Annotated in this window: 13 protein-coding genes; 2 read left to right on the forward strand and 11 right to left on the reverse strand. The window is 68.3% G+C overall.

Features of this window, described 5'->3' with window-relative positions; all coding sequences use genetic code 11:
- Positions 1-65: 65 nt before the first annotated feature.
- On the reverse strand, positions 66-1,517 hold the full coding sequence (locus DKM19_RS28985; protein ID WP_110699889.1) for an MFS transporter: 1,452 nt from the start codon (positions 1,515-1,517) through the stop codon (positions 66-68).
- A gap of 172 nt (positions 1,518-1,689) precedes the next feature.
- Positions 1,690-2,346, reverse strand: a complete 657-nt coding sequence (locus DKM19_RS28990; RefSeq protein ID WP_110706066.1) for a flavodoxin family protein — start codon at positions 2,344-2,346, stop codon at positions 1,690-1,692.
- Positions 2,347-2,689: 343 nt separating this feature from the next.
- Between DKM19_RS28990 and DKM19_RS28995 the strand changes: the two genes are divergently transcribed.
- Positions 2,690-3,568 (forward strand): sigma-70 family RNA polymerase sigma factor, encoded by an 879-nt coding sequence (locus tag DKM19_RS28995; RefSeq protein ID WP_110699891.1) that lies wholly within the window; start codon positions 2,690-2,692, stop codon positions 3,566-3,568.
- An 83-nt stretch (positions 3,569-3,651) separates the two neighbouring features.
- Here DKM19_RS28995 and DKM19_RS29000 read toward each other — a convergent pair whose 3' ends face one another.
- Positions 3,652-4,716 carry a LacI family DNA-binding transcriptional regulator gene (locus tag DKM19_RS29000; RefSeq protein ID WP_110706067.1) on the reverse strand — a complete coding sequence of 355 codons (1,065 nt, stop codon included), beginning with the start codon at positions 4,714-4,716 and terminating at the stop codon, positions 3,652-3,654.
- Between the two features lie 365 nt (positions 4,717-5,081).
- Here DKM19_RS29000 and DKM19_RS29005 point away from each other — a divergent pair, with 365 nt between their 5' ends.
- Positions 5,082-6,305, forward strand: a complete 1,224-nt coding sequence (locus DKM19_RS29005) for an ABC transporter ATP-binding protein (protein WP_305000267.1) — start codon at positions 5,082-5,084, stop codon at positions 6,303-6,305.
- Between the two features lie 33 nt (positions 6,306-6,338).
- Here the strand turns inward: DKM19_RS29005 and DKM19_RS29010 are convergent, their stop codons facing one another.
- The 8 genes from DKM19_RS29010 to DKM19_RS29045 all read right to left on the reverse strand — a co-directional run bounded on the left by DKM19_RS29010 (position 6,339) and on the right by DKM19_RS29045 (position 15,539).
- The gene (locus DKM19_RS29010; RefSeq protein WP_162641857.1) at positions 6,339-7,082 is read right to left on the reverse strand and encodes a hypothetical protein; all 744 of its coding nucleotides are present in this window, start codon (positions 7,080-7,082) and stop codon (positions 6,339-6,341) included.
- A 267-nt stretch (positions 7,083-7,349) separates the two neighbouring features.
- On the reverse strand, positions 7,350-7,979 hold the full coding sequence (locus tag DKM19_RS29015) for an amino acid-binding protein (protein ID WP_110706068.1): 630 nt from the start codon (positions 7,977-7,979) through the stop codon (positions 7,350-7,352).
- A gap of 94 nt (positions 7,980-8,073) precedes the next feature.
- On the reverse strand, positions 8,074-9,396 hold the full coding sequence (locus DKM19_RS29020) for a hypothetical protein (RefSeq protein WP_204358293.1): 1,323 nt from the start codon (positions 9,394-9,396) through the stop codon (positions 8,074-8,076).
- A gap of 190 nt (positions 9,397-9,586) precedes the next feature.
- Positions 9,587-10,636, reverse strand: coding sequence for a LacI family DNA-binding transcriptional regulator (locus DKM19_RS29025; RefSeq protein ID WP_110699900.1), 1,050 nt, complete (start codon positions 10,634-10,636; stop codon positions 9,587-9,589).
- Positions 10,626-12,275 (reverse strand): alpha-amylase family glycosyl hydrolase, encoded by a 1,650-nt coding sequence (locus DKM19_RS29030; protein ID WP_110699902.1) that lies wholly within the window; start codon positions 12,273-12,275, stop codon positions 10,626-10,628. Before DKM19_RS29030 ends, DKM19_RS29025 begins: the two co-directional genes overlap by 11 nt.
- Before the next feature lie 58 nt (positions 12,276-12,333).
- A complete protein-coding gene (locus DKM19_RS29035) occupies positions 12,334-13,233 on the reverse strand; it encodes a sugar ABC transporter permease (RefSeq protein ID WP_110699903.1) in 900 nt (299 codons plus the stop codon).
- A complete protein-coding gene (locus DKM19_RS29040; RefSeq protein ID WP_204358294.1) occupies positions 13,230-14,243 on the reverse strand; it encodes a carbohydrate ABC transporter permease in 1,014 nt (337 codons plus the stop codon). Before DKM19_RS29040 ends, DKM19_RS29035 begins: the two co-directional genes overlap by 4 nt.
- Positions 14,244-14,246: 3 nt before the next feature.
- Positions 14,247-15,539 carry an extracellular solute-binding protein gene (locus DKM19_RS29045; protein ID WP_110699905.1) on the reverse strand — a complete coding sequence of 431 codons (1,293 nt, stop codon included), beginning with the start codon at positions 15,537-15,539 and terminating at the stop codon, positions 14,247-14,249.
- Positions 15,540-15,694: the final 155 nt, after the last annotated feature.

Below are 15,694 nucleotides of genomic sequence, written 5' to 3' on the forward strand. Positions count from 1 at the left end.
ACCTTGCGGGTTTCGCCGTTCGGCCGCTCATGGACGACCGCCGGATGTCCGGCGGACCTCCCGGGCTACTTCGTGGCCGCCGACAGGGGCGGAGTGAGGTCCTCCAGGGAGACCCGTTCGGCCTTGACGCCGAGCAGGATGGTGACGAGCCCGGCGATCACCATCATGGCCGCCGCGACCAGGTAGCCGTAGAACAGGCGGGTCGGGTCGGGGTTCTGCTGTTCGCCGATCAGGGCGCCGAAGATGGTCGGGCCGAGCGCGCCGAAGCCCTGGGCGATGGCGAAGAACACCGCGATGGCCAGGGCCCGGATCTCCAGCGGGAACAGCTCGCTGACGGTGAGGTAGCCGGAGCTGGCCGCCGCGGAGGCGACGAAGAAGATGACCGACCAGAGCAGCGTCTGGGTGGTCGCGGTCAGCAGGCCCTCCTTGAACAGCCAGCCGGTGCCCGCCAGCAGGAGGCCGGAGACGATGTAGGTGGAGGAGATCATGGGTTTGCGGCCCACGATGTCGAAGAGCGGGCCGAGGACGATCGGGCCGAGCAGGTTGCCCGCGGCGAAGGCGAGCAGATACAGCGCCGCGTCCGAGGGGCTCACCCCGTAGAACTGCGAGAGCACCAGCACGTAGGTGAAGGAGATCGCGTTGTAGAGGAACGACTGGCTGATCATCAGGGTGGCGCCCAGGATCGACCTCTTCGGATACTGCTTGAAGGCCACTCGGAGGACGTCGCGGTAGCCGACCTCGCCATGCGGCCGGACGACGAGGGCCCGGCTCTCGTCCACCGGCGGCAGCTCCCCGCCGGACTCGCGCACGTGGTCCTCGATCTCCCGGACCGCCAGCTCGGCCTCCCGTTCCTTGCCGTGCATGACCAGCCAGCGCGGGCTCTCCGGCAGGTGCCGCCGCAGGCCCCAGACCGTCAGGCCGAGCAGCGGGCCGATCAGCAGGCCGAGTCGCCAGCCCAGGTTGACCGGGAGCAGGTCGGGGTTGAGGAGGACGTACGTGGAAGCCGTTCCGATCATGGCGCCCAGCCAGTAGGTGCCGCTGATCGCCAGGTCGGCCCGGCCGCGGTATCTGGCGGGGATGAGCTCGTCGACGGCCGAGTGGATCGCCGCGTACTCCCCGCCGATGCCCACGCCGGCGAAGAACCGGAACAGCAGCAGCCACCAGTAGGAGAAGGAGAACGCGGTGATGCCGTTGGCGATGAGGTAGAGGCCGAGCGTGATGATGAAGAGCTTGCGCCGCCCGAACCTGTCCGACAGGCGCCCGAACACCAGAGCGCCGACGACCTCGCCGATCAGGTAGATCGAGGCGGCGAACCCCACCTGGACCGTGGTCAGCCCGAGGGTCTCCCTCTCGCGGAGGACGTTGCCGACGGCGCCGGCGATCGCGATCTCCATGCCGTCGAGCACCCAGGCCACCCCGAGCGCCACCACCATCCTGGTGTGGAACCGGGACCAGGGCAGCCGGTCGATCCGTGCGGGGATGAGTGTTCGGATGATCTGGTCCCTCGGCGCCCCCATGGTCACTCAGTGTAGTTATTCATGACCTGGAGTCACGTCTGGCGGCGTTGCGGGTGAGGTGAACGTCACGACGGAGGGGCCGGGGAGGATCGGCTCGCCGGCGAGGTCGTCCGGTGCAGAGGGCCAGGCGGCCCCGCCGCCGGGCCGCCCGCACCGATCCCCGCTTTCCCGGTCAGCCGGCCGAGGCGAGCTCGGCCGCGGCCGGTTCGAGATCTGCGCCACGTCTGTACACCCGCGTGACGGCGGCCACCCGTCGTCCGAGTTCGGCGGCGGTACGCAGGTCGGTGGCCGGCGGCGCGACCTCTGGGCCGACGTCGCTGTCGGACTGGGCTGTGGCGCCCAGCCAGCTGCCCAACCGGTTGAGGTCCTCCACCGAACCGCCGGTGCTCGACCATCCACCGGACCCGGCGAGCCCAACCCAGATCATGCCGTGCTGCACGGCGAACACCACAAGATCGACCAGAGTGTTGAGCTTGTCGCCGCTCATGCTGCTGCTGTTGGTGAACCCCGCAGCGATCTTGTTTTTCCAGCGCAGATCGTCCTTCAGAACGGCACTGGTCCTTTCGACGAAGATTTTGAACGCCGCCGACGGGCTGCCCATGTAAGTCGGAGCACCGAAGACGATCGCGTCCGCGGCGTCGAGGATCGACCACAGCGAGTCGTCGAGCCGGTCGACCGCCACCAGCTCCACCGTCGTCCCGCCCATTTCCCCGGCGCCGTCGGCTACGGCCTCGGCCTGACGGGCGGTGTGCCCGTACCCGCTGTGAAAGGCCACCGCGATCCGCACCGGAGCGGACTCCCGCGCAAGGGGACCGGTTGCTTCGAACATGTCGTCCTCCTGGTCGTTGTGCATTGCTTTCCTGCTCTGTTCATGTGGACGACCCCGTACGATCCGACAACCTTGGGCGGTTTCGGGGCCGGGGCCTGGGACTGATGAACCCACTGATTCCCGAGGTTCTCCCGGGGGGTTCTCCACGGGCCGTGATACCGGGCGCCACCTCGCTGCCGCCGGGGGCGAAGCTCCGTCCGGCGCGCACCGTTAGACTGACGGCCCTGGAGGTCAGAGGCACGGCACATGCCCCTGACCGGCGGACATCGCTTTACTCGACCATCGAGCACCCAACCTCACTCCATCGCTGGACATGACGAAACGCGACGAGGAAAGGTGACCGATGGACAGGCATGATCTTCTGGCGGAACGATTCGAGGCCCATCGCGGCCACTTGCTGACGGTCGCCTATCGGATGCTCAGCTCGCTGAGCGACGCCGAAGACGCCGTCCAGGAAACCTGGCTACGGCTCAGCCGCTCCGACGTCAGCGGCGTCGAGAACCTGGCGGGATGGCTGACCGCGGTCGTCGCCCGCGTGTGCCTCGACCTGCTTCGCTCCCGCAGAGCACGACTCGACGAGCCCGTGGGGTGGGACGTTCCCGAATCGATCACGAGCGGCCGGCAGACGGACCCCGAACACGAAGCGGTGATGGCCGACTCGGTCGGCCGCGCGCTGCTGGTGGTGCTGGCGAGGCTGGCGCCCGCGGAGCGGATCGCCTTCGTGCTGCACGACATGTTCGCCGTACCCTTCGACGAGATCGCCCCCATCGTGGGGCGATCACCCGTTACCGCCAAGAAGCTCGCCAGCCGCGCCCGCCAACGGGTGAAAGGCACGGCCGTTACCCCCAGCGCTGATCTCGCCTGGCACCGCCAGGTCGTCAACGCCTTCCTCGACGCCGCACGCGGCCGTGACATCAACGGGCTTCTCGCGGTTCTCGACCCAGGCGTCGTGCGCCGAGCCGATGCCGCCGCGCTGCCCGTGGGCGTACCGACGGAGATCCGCGGTGCGCGGGCCGTGGTGGAGGAAACGCTGCTTCTCTCGCAGCGGGCGAGGTTCGCGGAGGCAGCGCTGGTGAACGGAACCGTGGGAGTCGTCGTGGCCCCGTACGGACGCCTGCTCCTCGTCCTTGTCCTCACGGTCGAGAAGGGAAGGATCGCCGAGTACGAGGTGATCGCCGACCCGGCGCGCCTCCATCACCTCGACCTCGCCGTCCTCGGCTAGCGCTGTGATGCTGTGACCGGGAACGTTCGCCGGCCCGGGTCTGGATCGCACCTGGACGGGCCGGAACCCCCCGGCCGGCTCCGCTAGCGGCTCACCAGGGGGCCGGAGCCCGTCGAGCGGCGCACGACCAGCTCGGGCTGGAACATCAGCTCGACGTGCTTGCCCCGCATGCCCTTGATCTCCTCCAGCAGGGTCGCCACGGCCGCCGAGGCCATCGCGCCGATGGGCTTGCGCACGGTGGTCAGCGGCGGGTCGGTGAAGGCGATCAACGGCGAGTCGTCGAACCCGACGACCGACACGTCACCGGGCACCGACAGGCCGCGGTCCCGGCACGCCCTGATCACACCCAGCGCCATCAGATCCGAGGCGCACACGATGCCCGTGCAGCCCCGCTCCAGCAACTGCGCCGCGGCCGCCTGACCACCCTCCACCGAGAACAGCGAATGCGAGATCAGATCGTCCACCTCGCTGACCCCCAGCAACTGCGCCATCGCCTTGCGATAGCCCTCGATCTTCCGGATCACCGGCACGAACCGGCCCGGACCCACCGCCAGACCGATCCGCTCATGCCCCAGATCCACCAGATGCTGTACGGCCAGCCGCGCCGCCGCCCGATCATCCGGAGAGATGAACGGCGCGTCGATCCGGTCGCTGTAGCCGTCGATCAGGACGATCGGCAGCCCGCGGTCGGTCAGGCGGATGTAACGGTCCATCTTGGCCGTGACGTCGGCGTGCAGTCCGGAGACGAAGACGATGCCGCTCACTCCGCGGTCCATCAGCAACTCGGTGAACTCGTCCTCGGGGGCCCCGCCGGGCAGCTGGGTGCAGAGCACGGGGGTGTAGCCGTGCTGGGTCAGCGCCTTCTCGATGGCCTGGGCGAAGGCCGGGAAGATCGGGTTGTCCAGCTCCGGGGTCACCAGGCCGATCAACCCGTTGCTGCGCTGGCGCAGCCGCTGCGGACGCTCGTAGCCCATGAGGTCGAGCGCCGTCAGTACCGCCTGCCTGGTCAGCTGCGACACTCCCGGTTTGCCGTTGAGCACCCGGCTGACCGTGGCCTCGCTGACCCCCGCCTGCGCGGCGATGTCGGCCAGCCGGATTCCCGCCCCGTCAGGGCGGGGACGGGGGGTCCGCTCGAGTTCACCGGCCATCAGAAGCCACCCCACCATGCGCTGAATCGGGCGCGAACCAAATCCGCGTTCGACACCCTCGCGTGAAACTCATTTCCGAAACTTTTCGCAAACTGTAACATCCCAGGGTCTCCGGCCAGGGCTGCCACGTCAAACCGCGCATTCCTTAACCCACCCACACAGCATGGAACTCGAAAGTAACCGACAGATGTGCGATTTCTAACGACATCTATGGACACATGGGCAAGTGTCGCGATGTACTACCTCATCAATTACACGGCTGGGATCCGGGCAGCGGAGTCCGGGAGGAACGAGCGCGCATGAGTACCGTCGTCCTCGATAATGTGAGCAAGGTTTACCCCGGGGGGTTCCTTGCGGTTGACCGCATGAATCTGCGCGCCGAAAATGGGGAGTTTCTCGTCCTGCTGGGACCGTCCGGCTGCGGTAAGTCCACGCTGCTCCGGATGATCGCGGGACTGGAGGACGTCACCTCCGGAGACCTCTGGCTGGGCGGGGAGCTCGCCAACGAACTCGCTCCGCGCGACCGCGACGTCGCCATGGTCTTCCAGAACGGCGCGCTGTACCCGCATCGCACGGTGCGCGGCAACATGTCCTTCCCTTTGGAGATCGCCAAAGCCGACCCGGCGATGATCAGGGAACGCGTGATCGAGTTGTCCAAGGCCCTGCACATCGACGAAACACTTGATCGCCGCCCTGGAACCCTCTCCGGCGGCCAGCGCCAGCGCGTCGCGATGGGCCGCGCGATCGTCCGACAGCCCTCGCTCTTCCTGATGGACGAGCCGCTGTCCAACCTGGACGCGGGCATGCGCACCGAGCTGCGCATGGAGATCTCCTCGCTGGTCCGCTCTCTCGGCGTGACCACGGTCTACGTGACACACGACCAGGTCGAGGCCCTGACCCTGGCCGACAGGATCGCCATAATGAACCGCGGCGTCCTGCAGGACGTCGGCACCCCAGGCCAGGTCTACAACGACCCGGCCACCGCCTTCACCGCGGCCTTCCTCAGCTCCCAGCAGCTCAACCTTCTCGCGGCCACCGTACGCACGCCGCAGAACCAGTTCATCCTGCTGGACTTCGGTCCTCACCAGATAATGATTCCCTGGACCGATCCCAGGGCCTACGTCATCTCCCAGCACGTCGGCAACCAGATCATCGTCGGTCTCCGCCCCGACTGCCTGGCACCGGTTCCCGACACCTTCGAGGGCCCGACCTTCCTGGGCCGCGTCCGTGCCCTGGAGTATCACGGCCACGAGTGGCTCGCCTACGTCGAGAGCGGTTTGACCGCCATGGCCGTGCCCGAGCCCCCGGATCCCCGCCACAGGGCCAACGGCCTGGCGTCCTCCGTCCCGGGCGGCCGCACCCGTGCGATCATGCGCCGCCTGATGCCCCGCTCCGTCCCCGAGGAGGCCGAGCCCCACCAGACGCAGGAACAGGTCGGCGGCGGCACCCACCGCCGGGCCGATCTCATCGTCCGCGTGGGGTCCCGTCCGGTCTGGCGCTCCGGCGAGCCCGCCCGGGTCGGCATCGACGTCACCCGGCTGATGCTCTTCGCTCTCGACGGCTCCCGTATCGACCCTCCCCACCGCTGACTTAAACAGTCAATGCAATTCAACAAGCGGTTGTCAGATCGGGTGGATCGTCTTACCAATGCTGTCGAACAGTTCCTGCTTGCCATCCTGATCGGTGCTGAGGGTGACAATGCAGGTCTTATCCTGCGCGGGAACGTAATACTGCGTGCCTTTAACGGTGAGGCCGTTGGTCGTGAACGAATATATGACCCGCCCCGCGGAACCGGAATCGATCGGCATCTCCGCCGCCTCGGAGACCTTGGCGTTAAGCTGCTCCAACTCCGTTCTGGCGGAGGTCATCAGCTCGTCCACCGTGGTCCTGGGACCGGACTGGCAGTAGCCGTTGAGGTTGGTGGCGAACCTGTTCGGTGACGTCTCGGTCGACGCGGGATCGGACGCCCAGATGGCCCTGTTGTCCACCAGCGTCTGCAGGCTCTGCTTGGCCCGCTCCAGCCCGGGACCCGACAGCCCGATGCTCCGCAGACCCTGCTCCAGATCGTCCTTGCTCAGGTCCAGCGCGATCCACTTCTCGGGGACCGCGACGACGAGCCCGCTGGCGATGCTGCCGACCGGCTTGAACCCCTTGGGCATGTCGGTGGTCGCGGAGGTCTCGGGTGCGGGGGTCTCGGGCGCGGGACTTTCCGGCGCGGAGCTCCGCGGCGTGGGGGTCGTCGTCTCCACGCTTCCCATCGGGATCATCACGGTGTCCGCCCAGTAGGCGTCCCCGCAGGCCGTGGTCGTCATCAGGCACAGCCCCAGCAAGCCCGTGGTCACGATGAAGTGGCGCTTACGCATCACGCTGTCCTCCTCACGGCCCGGTGAAGGCCCGATCCCGATATGACCTGCGGCATCTATCGGGGGGACAACGGATGAGCCATCGGGTGTCGCGATGGCCGTCCTGCCTGACGGGGCGTGGTGAGCCGCTCGTGGCGGGCGGCGCTCCGGCATCGGTCACGAACCGTCCGGCAGCCAGGTCATGGGAGCGGCGCGACGCCGCGACGCTCCTTGATCTCCCATACCCCATGACCGGCATGCCGGAAACGTCCCAATTAGAGAAGGTCCGGGTCAGCGGCCGATGATGGAGACGATCTCCAGGACGCGCATGACACGGTCCAGTTCGGCGCGGTGGAAGGCCGGCCCCTCGGTGCGCGCGAGGATCAGATGCAGGCTCGCCCCCGGAACGGGCAGGCTCATCAGCTGGTGACGGCCCGAGCTGAGCGTCGAGGGGCGCAGGGAGGCGAGGTCGGCCATCTTGACGCCGACGAGACCTCCCGACTCCTCGAAGGACGGAGCCTGCCAGCTGTGATGGACGATCTCGTTCCGCTCCGAGGACACGATGACCGCCCACTCGGCACTCGCCAGGTCGGACACGGCGTCCACGAGGGTGGCGAAGGCCCGGCCCGGGTCGGCGGCGACGTGCTTGAGCAGGTCGTAGTCGGGCGCGGTGCCGGGAATCTCACGGGTGGGCCAGACGCCTTCGACCCGCATGCCGGGGACGACCGACAGGCGGTCCCTGACGGTCTCCGCGTCCGGGGTGCCTGGCCAGGAGACGGTGAAGTCGTCCACCGCCCGGCCCGTCTCGCGCTCGAGCACCGTCACCTGGAGGATGTCCGCGCCCAGCGTGCCGAGCACCCGGGCGGCCTGCCCCAGGGCTCCTGGTCTGTCGGGAAAGGACACCCGTAATCTCAACATCATGCCGATCACCTCGCTCTGGACACCAGGGTGTCCTAGACAGGTTTCACAGAGGTTCCGAGGAGATATCCAGGATAAAACCCGCCATCGGTAAGGGTCATTTCTGATAAGCGCCCGCGGCGGGAGCGGCCGGCAGGGGTGCGCCCGACAGATCGCGGGCCAGCGCGGCACCGCCGAACCACTCGGGGCCCAGCTTGAGGGCGCGGCCGAAGGCCGGGGAGCCGGGGCTCAGGTGCAGGTCCTCGCGGCTGCGGAAGCGGGGATCGGCGATGATCGACCCGGGGCCCAGCTTGAACCTGCGGGAGTGGCCCTGGTAGACGTTGCCGCCCTCGTCGGCTCCGCCCTTGCCGTCCTCCTCGCCGATCCGCCCTCCGACCACGATGACGTTGTTGCGCAGTTTGAGGATGGCGGGCGAGCAGCCGTCGCCGCAGGACCAGCCGATGGTGTCACGGGCGGGCAGGTAGACGGAGTTGTGCACCGCGATGGTGCCCCTCACCGGGCCGATGGGACTCCCCGGGCCGCGGGTGATCAGGAAGGAGCCCCGCTTACGGGAGGAGGTCACCACGTTCTGGGCGAACACGTTTCCGGCGGCGGTCTTGCCCTTCCTCGCGCCCAGCTCCACGAAGGTCTCGTTGTCCCTGGAGACGTTGCGGGCGACCCGGTTGCGGTCGCCGTTGTACACCTCGACGGCGGCGCCGTCGGTGCCGTAGTCCTCGCTTCGCGCGTAGCTGTCGACGATCACGTTTCCGACGACGAGGTTGTCGTCGCCGTTGAGCAGCACGCCGAAGGCGCCGGAGTCGTTGTCGCCTCCCTTGTCGTTGACGCTCATGCGGTTGTTGGCGCTCAGCACGCTGTTCCTGACGGTGTTGTGGGCGCCGATGAGCTGGACACCAGTGACGTTGTGGTCGGAGTGCACGCCGACCAGCTCGTTGTGGTCGCCCCTCACCTCGAAGCCGGCCCACTGGCAGCCGCTGGCACGCAGCCCGGCCACCCGCACATGCATACCCGCGATCACCACGCAGGCGGTGCTGCCGGTGATCCTCGGGTCCGCTCCCTTGCCGTACGGCTCGACGGAGATGGGGTCGGCGGCCGTGCCGCTGCTCCTGAGCCTCAGGGTTCCCGACCAGTCACCGCCGCGCTTGAAGCGCACGGTGTTGCCGGCGCGCAATTCGGCGGCGTTCACCCTGTGCAGGGAGCGCCAGGCCGTCGCCTCCGAGGTGCCCGCGGCGGAGTCCCTGCCGCCCTTGGAGTCCACGTAGTAGACGGTGCCCGCCGCGGCCGTTCCGGTGGCCGCGGCGGCCACCGGAACGGCCGCGGCGGGCACCCGCACGGCGACGAGGGGCGTCGGTACGGCGAGGAACATCCCGCTCACTGTGAACGCCCCCAGTACGGGAACAGCCCATCGCCTTGTCGAGTCCACCTGCACGCTCCATCGCCGTCGCCGTCAGCACGTCAGCGGGGATCGTCGCACGTCGACGGCGCTCGCCACGAGCTACAGGGCGGACCCACGGCAAGCCATTACACCTCTTTCACCTGGACGAACACCGGCGGCGGAGCGCCATCCGGGTGATCCACCGCGATCCGGGCGTACCGCCGGAAGGCGCCGGCGGTCAACGAACGATCTTGGGGCCGGAGCCCGTGGAGCCCCGGACGATGAACTCCGGCTGGAAGATGAGCTCGGAGTGCTTTCCCGGCGCACCGGCGACGGCCTCCAGCAGGGTGTGGACGGCGGCCGTCACCATCGACTGCACGGGTTGCCGGACGGTGGTCAGCGGCGGGTCGGTGAAGGCGATCAACGGAGAGTCGTCGAACCCGATCACCGACACGTCACCGGGCACCGACAGGCCGCGGTCCCGGCACGCCCTGATCACACCCAGCGCCATCAGATCCGAGGCGCACACGATGCCCGTGCAGCCCCGCTCCAGCAACTGCGCCGCCGCCGCCTGACCACCCTCCACCGAGAACAGCGAATGCGAGATCAGGTCGTCCACCTCGCTGACCCCCAGCAACTGCGCCATCGCCTTGCGATAGCCCTCGATCTTCCGGATCACCGGCACGAACCGGCCCGGACCCACCGCCAGACCGATCCGCTCATGCCCCAGATCCACCAGATGCTGTACGGCCAGCCGCGCCGCCGCCCGATCATCCGGAGAGATGAACGGGGCCGGGACGTCGGCCGCGTGCCCGTTGAGCAGGACGATCGGCACGCCCTGGCCGATCAGCTGGGTGTAGCGGTCCGAGCGCGCGGTGACGTCGGCGTGCAGCCCGGAGACGAAGATGATGCCGCTCACCCCTCGCTCCACGAGCAGTTCGGTGAACTCGTCCTCAAGCGCCCCGCCGGGCAGCTGCGTGCAGAGCAGCGGGGTGTAGCCGTGCTGGGTCAGCGCCTTCTCGAAGGCCTGGGCGAAGGCCGGGAAGATCGGATTGTCCAGCTCCGGGGTCACCAGGCCGATCAACCCGTTGCTGCGCTGGCGCAGCCGCTGCGGACGCTCGTAGCCCATGACGTCGAGCGCGGCCAGGACGGACCGCCGGGTGACGGCGGAGACGCCCGGCTTGCCGTTGAGCACCCGGCTGACCGTGGCCTCGCTGACCCCCGCCTGCGCGGCGATGTCGGCCAGCCGGGCGGAACCGTTGCCGAGCGGGCCGGCGTTAGGCGTCATCGCGTTCCCACCAGACGGCGGAGTCGGATGCGAGCCAGACCAGGTCGCCGCCGGCGATCGGTCCCGTACCGGGCGCGTCGCCGCGGGCGGCCGGCTCCGCGCTGGCCAGCAGGATCCGCCCGGGGGCGGGCAGCTCGACCGGCTCGCCGGTCAGGTTGACCGTGCAGACGAAATCGTCGCCCCGGCTGAAGGCCAGCGTGCCCTCGGGAGAGTCCAGCCAGGCCAGGGGGGTGTCGCCGAAGGCCTGCCGGTGCCGCCTGATCCTCAGCGCCTCCCGGTACAGGTGCAGCGTGGAGGCCTGGTCGTGGAGCTGGGACTGGACGCTGAGCGGACCCCAGGACTCGGGCATCGGCAGCCAGGACTCCTCGATGCCGGGCAGGCTGAAGCCGAAGTGCGGCCGGACGTCGGCCCACGGGATCGGCACCCGGCAGCCGTCCCGGCCGTGGTCGGGGTTGCGCAGCCGCTGCGGGTCGCGCAGAAACTCCTCCGGCAGGTCGAGGACCTCGGGAAGGCCGAGCTCCTCGCCCTGGTAGATGTAGGACGAGCCGGGCAGGGAGAGCGTCAGCAGGACCGCCGCGCGCGAGCGGCGCAGGCCGAGCTCGCCGCCGCCGTACCGGGTGAGGTGCCGCTTGACGTCGTGGTTGGACAGCACCCAGGTGCTGGACCCGCCGACCAGTCCGACCGTCTCCAGGGACTCCTGGATCACCGCGCGGAATCCGTCCGCGCTCCAGGGCGCCGTGAGGAACTGGAAGTTGAACGCCTGGTGCAGCTCGTCCGGGCGGATGTAGTTGGCCAGTCGCTGCGCGGTGGGCGCCCACGCCTCGGCGACGCCGATCCGCTCGCCCGGATAGGAGTCGAGCAACGTGCGCCAGGCCCGGTGGATCTCGTGCACGCCGTCCTGGTCGAAGAACGGCATCACCTCGGTGCCGAGCATCCGGACCTGGTCGGCGTGGCCGATGTCGGGCAGTCCCTCCGCCTTGACCATGCCGTGCGCCACGTCGATGCGGAACCCGTCCACGCCCAGGTCGAGCCAGAACCGCAGGACCGACTCGAACTCCGCGTGAACCTCGGGGTTCTCCCAGTTCAGGTCGGGCTGCTCGGGGGCGAACAGCCGCAGGTACCACTCGCCGTCGGGCAGCCGGGTCCACGCGGGGCCGCCGAAGACCGACTCCCAGTCGTTCGGCGGCAGCTCCCCGTCGGCGCCCTTGCCCTGGCGGAAGATGTAACGTTCCCGCGCGGCGCTGCCGGGTCCTGCGGCCACGGCAGCGTGGAACCAGGCGTGCCGGTCGGAGGTGTGGTTGGGGACGACGTCGACGATCACCCGCAGGCCGTGCCGGTGGGCGTCGTCGATCAGCGCCCTGGCGTCGGACAGCGACCCGAAGATCGGGTCCACGTCCCGGTAGTCCGCCACGTCGTAACCGAAGTCGGCCATCGGCGAGGTGAAGAAGGGGGTCAGCCAGATCGCGTCGACCCCCAGGTCGGCCAGATACCGCAGCCGGCTCCGCACTCCCAGGAGGTCCCCGATGCCGTCGCCGTTGCCGTCGGCGAAGCTGCGCACGTAGACCTGGTAGATCACCGCGTCACGCCACCATCGGGTGGCGGTCACGGCGGCATGGTCCATGTGGACAAGCCCGGTCATATTTGTCCCCCGATCAAGCGACATTTCAGATATGTCAGGACGTGATAGCACGGTGGTGTTACAACTTCGTGGCGCCGGCGGTAAGTCCGGCGACCAGATGGCGCTGCACGAGCAGGAAGACGATCGCCGCGGGCACCGCGATCAGCACCGCCGAGGCGGTGAGCAGGCCCCAGTCGGACCAGTGCTGCCCGACGAACTGCTGCAGGCCGATGCCGAGCGTGCGTTTCTCCTCCTGTGACATGAACACCGTGGCGTAGGCCACCTCTCCCCATGCGGTCATGAAGCAGTAGAAGGCGGTGACCGCCAGGCTCGGCCTGGCTAGAGGCAGGATAACCCGCCAAAACGTGCCAAACGGCGTCAAACCATCAACCATTCCCGCCTGGTCGATCTCGCGCGGAATGGAGTCGAAATAGCTCTTCATCATCCACGCGCAGAACGGCACGGCCACGGTCATGTAGGCGATGACCAGCCCGGCGAGCTGGTTGAGCAGTCCGAGGCCCGCCATCAGGTTGTAGAGCGGGACGATCAGGATGGCCACCGGGAACATCTGGGTGATGAGCAGCATCCACATGACCCCGCGATGCCCGGGGAAGCGGAAGCGGCTGATCGCGTATCCGGTCGTGGAGGCCAGGAACACCCCGATGACCGTGGTCAGTCCCGCGACGATCACCGAGTTGAGCAGCCAGGTCGGGAACTGCGTCTCGGTCAGCACCCGGGTGTAGTTGTCCAGCGAGGGCTGGTTGAAGAACTCCAGCTCGCTGGAGAGCCAGCCGTCGCGCGGCTTGAGCGAGGTCAGGACCAGCCAGACGATGGGGAACAGCGAGACGGCGACCGCGCCGAGAAGGGTCCCGTGCAGCAGGATCGACCTGCCGACGCTGCGATCCTCGCGACGACGGGGCCGCTTGGCGGAAACGGCGGAACCGGTGGGACCGGCGGAACCGGCGGTGACGGAGCTCACCAGACCTCCCCCTGCCTGCGCAGCGCGCGGCGGTAGACCAGGGCCAGCACGATGAGGAGCATGAGGATGATCACTCCCCAGGCGGCGGAGCCCGAGTAGTTGCGGATGCCCGTGAAGGCCTCGCGGAAGGCGTAGGTCACCAGGATCTCCGTGGAGCTCCCCGGGCCTCCCCCGCTGATCAGGAAGATCACCGGGAACATGTTGAACGTCCAGATCGTGCCCAGCAGGATGACCGTGCTCGACACGGTGCGCAGCCCCGGGACGGTGATGAAGCGGAAGCGCTGCCACGGCGTCGCGCCGTCGACCTCAGCCGCCTCGTAGAGCTCACCGGGGATCGACTGCAGACCGCCCAGGACGGCGACCATCATGAACGGCACGCCCATCCAGACGTTCACCGCGATCACCGCGATCTTCGCCGTGGTCGGGTCGTCGAGCCAGCCGACCGCCCCGAGACCGGCCGCCTTCAGCATGCCGTTGATCACGCCGTAGTCGCTGTTGTAGAGGTAGCGCCAGATGAACGCCGAGACGAATCCGGGGATCGCCCACGGCAGGATGAGCAGCAGCCGGTAGACCGAGCGGAACCTCACCTTGCGGTTGAGCAGCATGGCGAGGCCGAGACCGAGGCCGTAGTGGAGGGCGACGCACGCCACGGTCCAGGTGACCGTCCAGGTCAGCTTCTCCCAGAACAGGCCGCTGGTCAGGATCGAGATGTAGTTGTCGAGCCCGACGAACTCGTAGGTCGACGGGATGACGTTGACACCGATCGTGCGGCCCATGGTGGCCTCGGTGGCGTCGGTCAGGGACAGGTAGACGCCCCGGGCCAGCGGCCAGCCGATCAGCAGGGCCGTGACCAGGATCACCGGGGCGACCATGGCCCAGGCGTACCAGTGCCGGCTCATCGTGCGCCTGAGCGGTCCGGTCCCCTGGTGGCGGCCCTGACCGCGGGCGCCGTCGGCGCCCGCGGTCCGGTCCCTGGCCGTGCCGTTCACACGTCCAGTCGAGAGCGCCACGGATCAGCTCCAGTCCTTGAAAATGCCGTGATACTGGCCGTCGACCTTCTTGAGCATGTCCTCGGGGGTCGTCTGGCCGCCGACCAGCGACTGGTAGCCCTCGAGCAGCGGCTGGAAGAGCTGGCCGCCCTCGGGGATCCACGGCCGCGCGGTCGCGGTCTCCATGATGGGCTTGAAGACGGAGACGGCCTCGTTGGCCTGGACCTCGGGCCTGTCGTAGGCGGAGGGACGGGTCGGCAGGAGGCTGATCTCCTTGGCGACCTTGGCCTGGCTCTCGGCGGTGCTCATGAAACGGACGAACTCATAGGAGGCGTCCAGGTTCTTGGAACCGGCGTAGATCGCCAGGTTCCAGCCGCCGGTGGGGGCGCCGGCCTTGACCGAGCCCGCGGGGACGGGCGCGATGCCGAGATTGGCCTTGTCCTGGAACTCCTTGCCCTGGTAGATCTCCGACAGCGCCCACGGGCCGTTGTAGATCATCGCGGTCTTGCCGTCCTTGAGGGCCGTCATCGCGTTGGCGTAGCTGTCCTGGATGGCGGGCTTGGGCGCGGCACCGGAGGTGACCAGGTCCACGACCGTCGCCATGGCCTTCACGTTGGCCGGGGAGTTGACGGTGATCTTCTTGTTCTGGACGTCGAGGAGGTCACCGCCCTCGCCGTACATGAAGGGCAGCAGGAAGTAGGAGTCCACGTTGAGCGCGAGGCCGCCGGCCCCGGTCTTGGCCTTGACGTCGAGCGCGGTCTGCTTGAGCTCCTCGACCGTGGTGGGAGCCTTCTCGTGCCCGGCCTCTTTGAGGAGCCTCTTGTTGTAGATGAGCGCCAGGGTGTCGGTGACCTGCGGCACCGCGTAAGTCTTGCCGTTGTACTTGGTGCTGCTCAGGGGACCGGGCAGGAAGTCTGCCTCGTTCTCCACGGCCCGCGAGCCGTCCAGCGGCTGGAGGTAGCCGAGCGAGGCGAACTGGGAGGTCCAGGCCACCTCGGAGCGGATCACGTCCGGGGCTCCCGTACCCGCCTGCGCCGCGGTCTGGAATTGGTTCTGCGCCTGGTCAGAGGGGACGTTGACGTATTTGACCTTGATATTGGGGTACTTCGCCTGGAAGTCCTTGATGAGGGCCTGGAACGTCGGGCCCTCGCTGTCCGGCCGGACGGTGTCCCACCAGGTGATCTCGCCGCTGATCTTCAGCGGGTCCGCCGCCGTGGACTGGGTGGGGGCCGCCGTGCCGCCGTCACCGCCGCCGCAGGCGGCGACCGCCAAGGCGAGGGCTGCGACGATCGTCGCAGCTGAGAAGGCTCGCCGCATGTTTTCTCCTTGTGTTCAGGGGGGTCCGGCTTGATGTGCAGGCCGAGGTCCGGAGTACGCCGGACGTTACGCCGCCGCGAACCTCATTGGAAGAAATTTCTGCAAGAGTCTGCAAACTCGTTACAAAGTTGCCCACTGCCGAGACCCCGGTCGCT

Origin of the sequence: Streptosporangium sp. 'caverna' (assembly GCF_003203775.1) — a bacterium.
Classification (GTDB): Bacteria; Actinomycetota; Actinomycetes; order Streptosporangiales; family Streptosporangiaceae; genus Streptosporangium; species Streptosporangium subroseum.

What these genes read in the sequence shown, in the direction of transcription:
- DKM19_RS28985 (WP_110699889.1), bottom strand. Translation starts at nt 1,517, where the DNA reads ATGGGGGCGCCGAGGGACCAGATCATCCGAACACTCATCCCCGCACGG.
- DKM19_RS28990 (WP_110706066.1), bottom strand. Translation starts at nt 2,346, where the DNA reads ATGTTCGAAGCAACCGGTCCCCTTGCGCGGGAGTCCGCTCCGGTGCGG.
- DKM19_RS28995 (WP_110699891.1), top strand. Translation starts at nt 2,690, where the DNA reads ATGGACAGGCATGATCTTCTGGCGGAACGATTCGAGGCCCATCGCGGC.
- DKM19_RS29000 (WP_110706067.1), bottom strand. Translation starts at nt 4,716, where the DNA reads ATGGCCGGTGAACTCGAGCGGACCCCCCGTCCCCGCCCTGACGGGGCG.
- DKM19_RS29005 (WP_305000267.1), top strand. Translation starts at nt 5,082, where the DNA reads ATGAATCTGCGCGCCGAAAATGGGGAGTTTCTCGTCCTGCTGGGACCG.
- DKM19_RS29015 (WP_110706068.1), bottom strand. Translation starts at nt 7,979, where the DNA reads ATGATGTTGAGATTACGGGTGTCCTTTCCCGACAGACCAGGAGCCCTG.
- DKM19_RS29025 (WP_110699900.1), bottom strand. Translation starts at nt 10,636, where the DNA reads ATGACGCCTAACGCCGGCCCGCTCGGCAACGGTTCCGCCCGGCTGGCC.
- DKM19_RS29030 (WP_110699902.1), bottom strand. Translation starts at nt 12,275, where the DNA reads ATGACCGGGCTTGTCCACATGGACCATGCCGCCGTGACCGCCACCCGA.
- DKM19_RS29045 (WP_110699905.1), bottom strand. Translation starts at nt 15,539, where the DNA reads ATGCGGCGAGCCTTCTCAGCTGCGACGATCGTCGCAGCCCTCGCCTTG.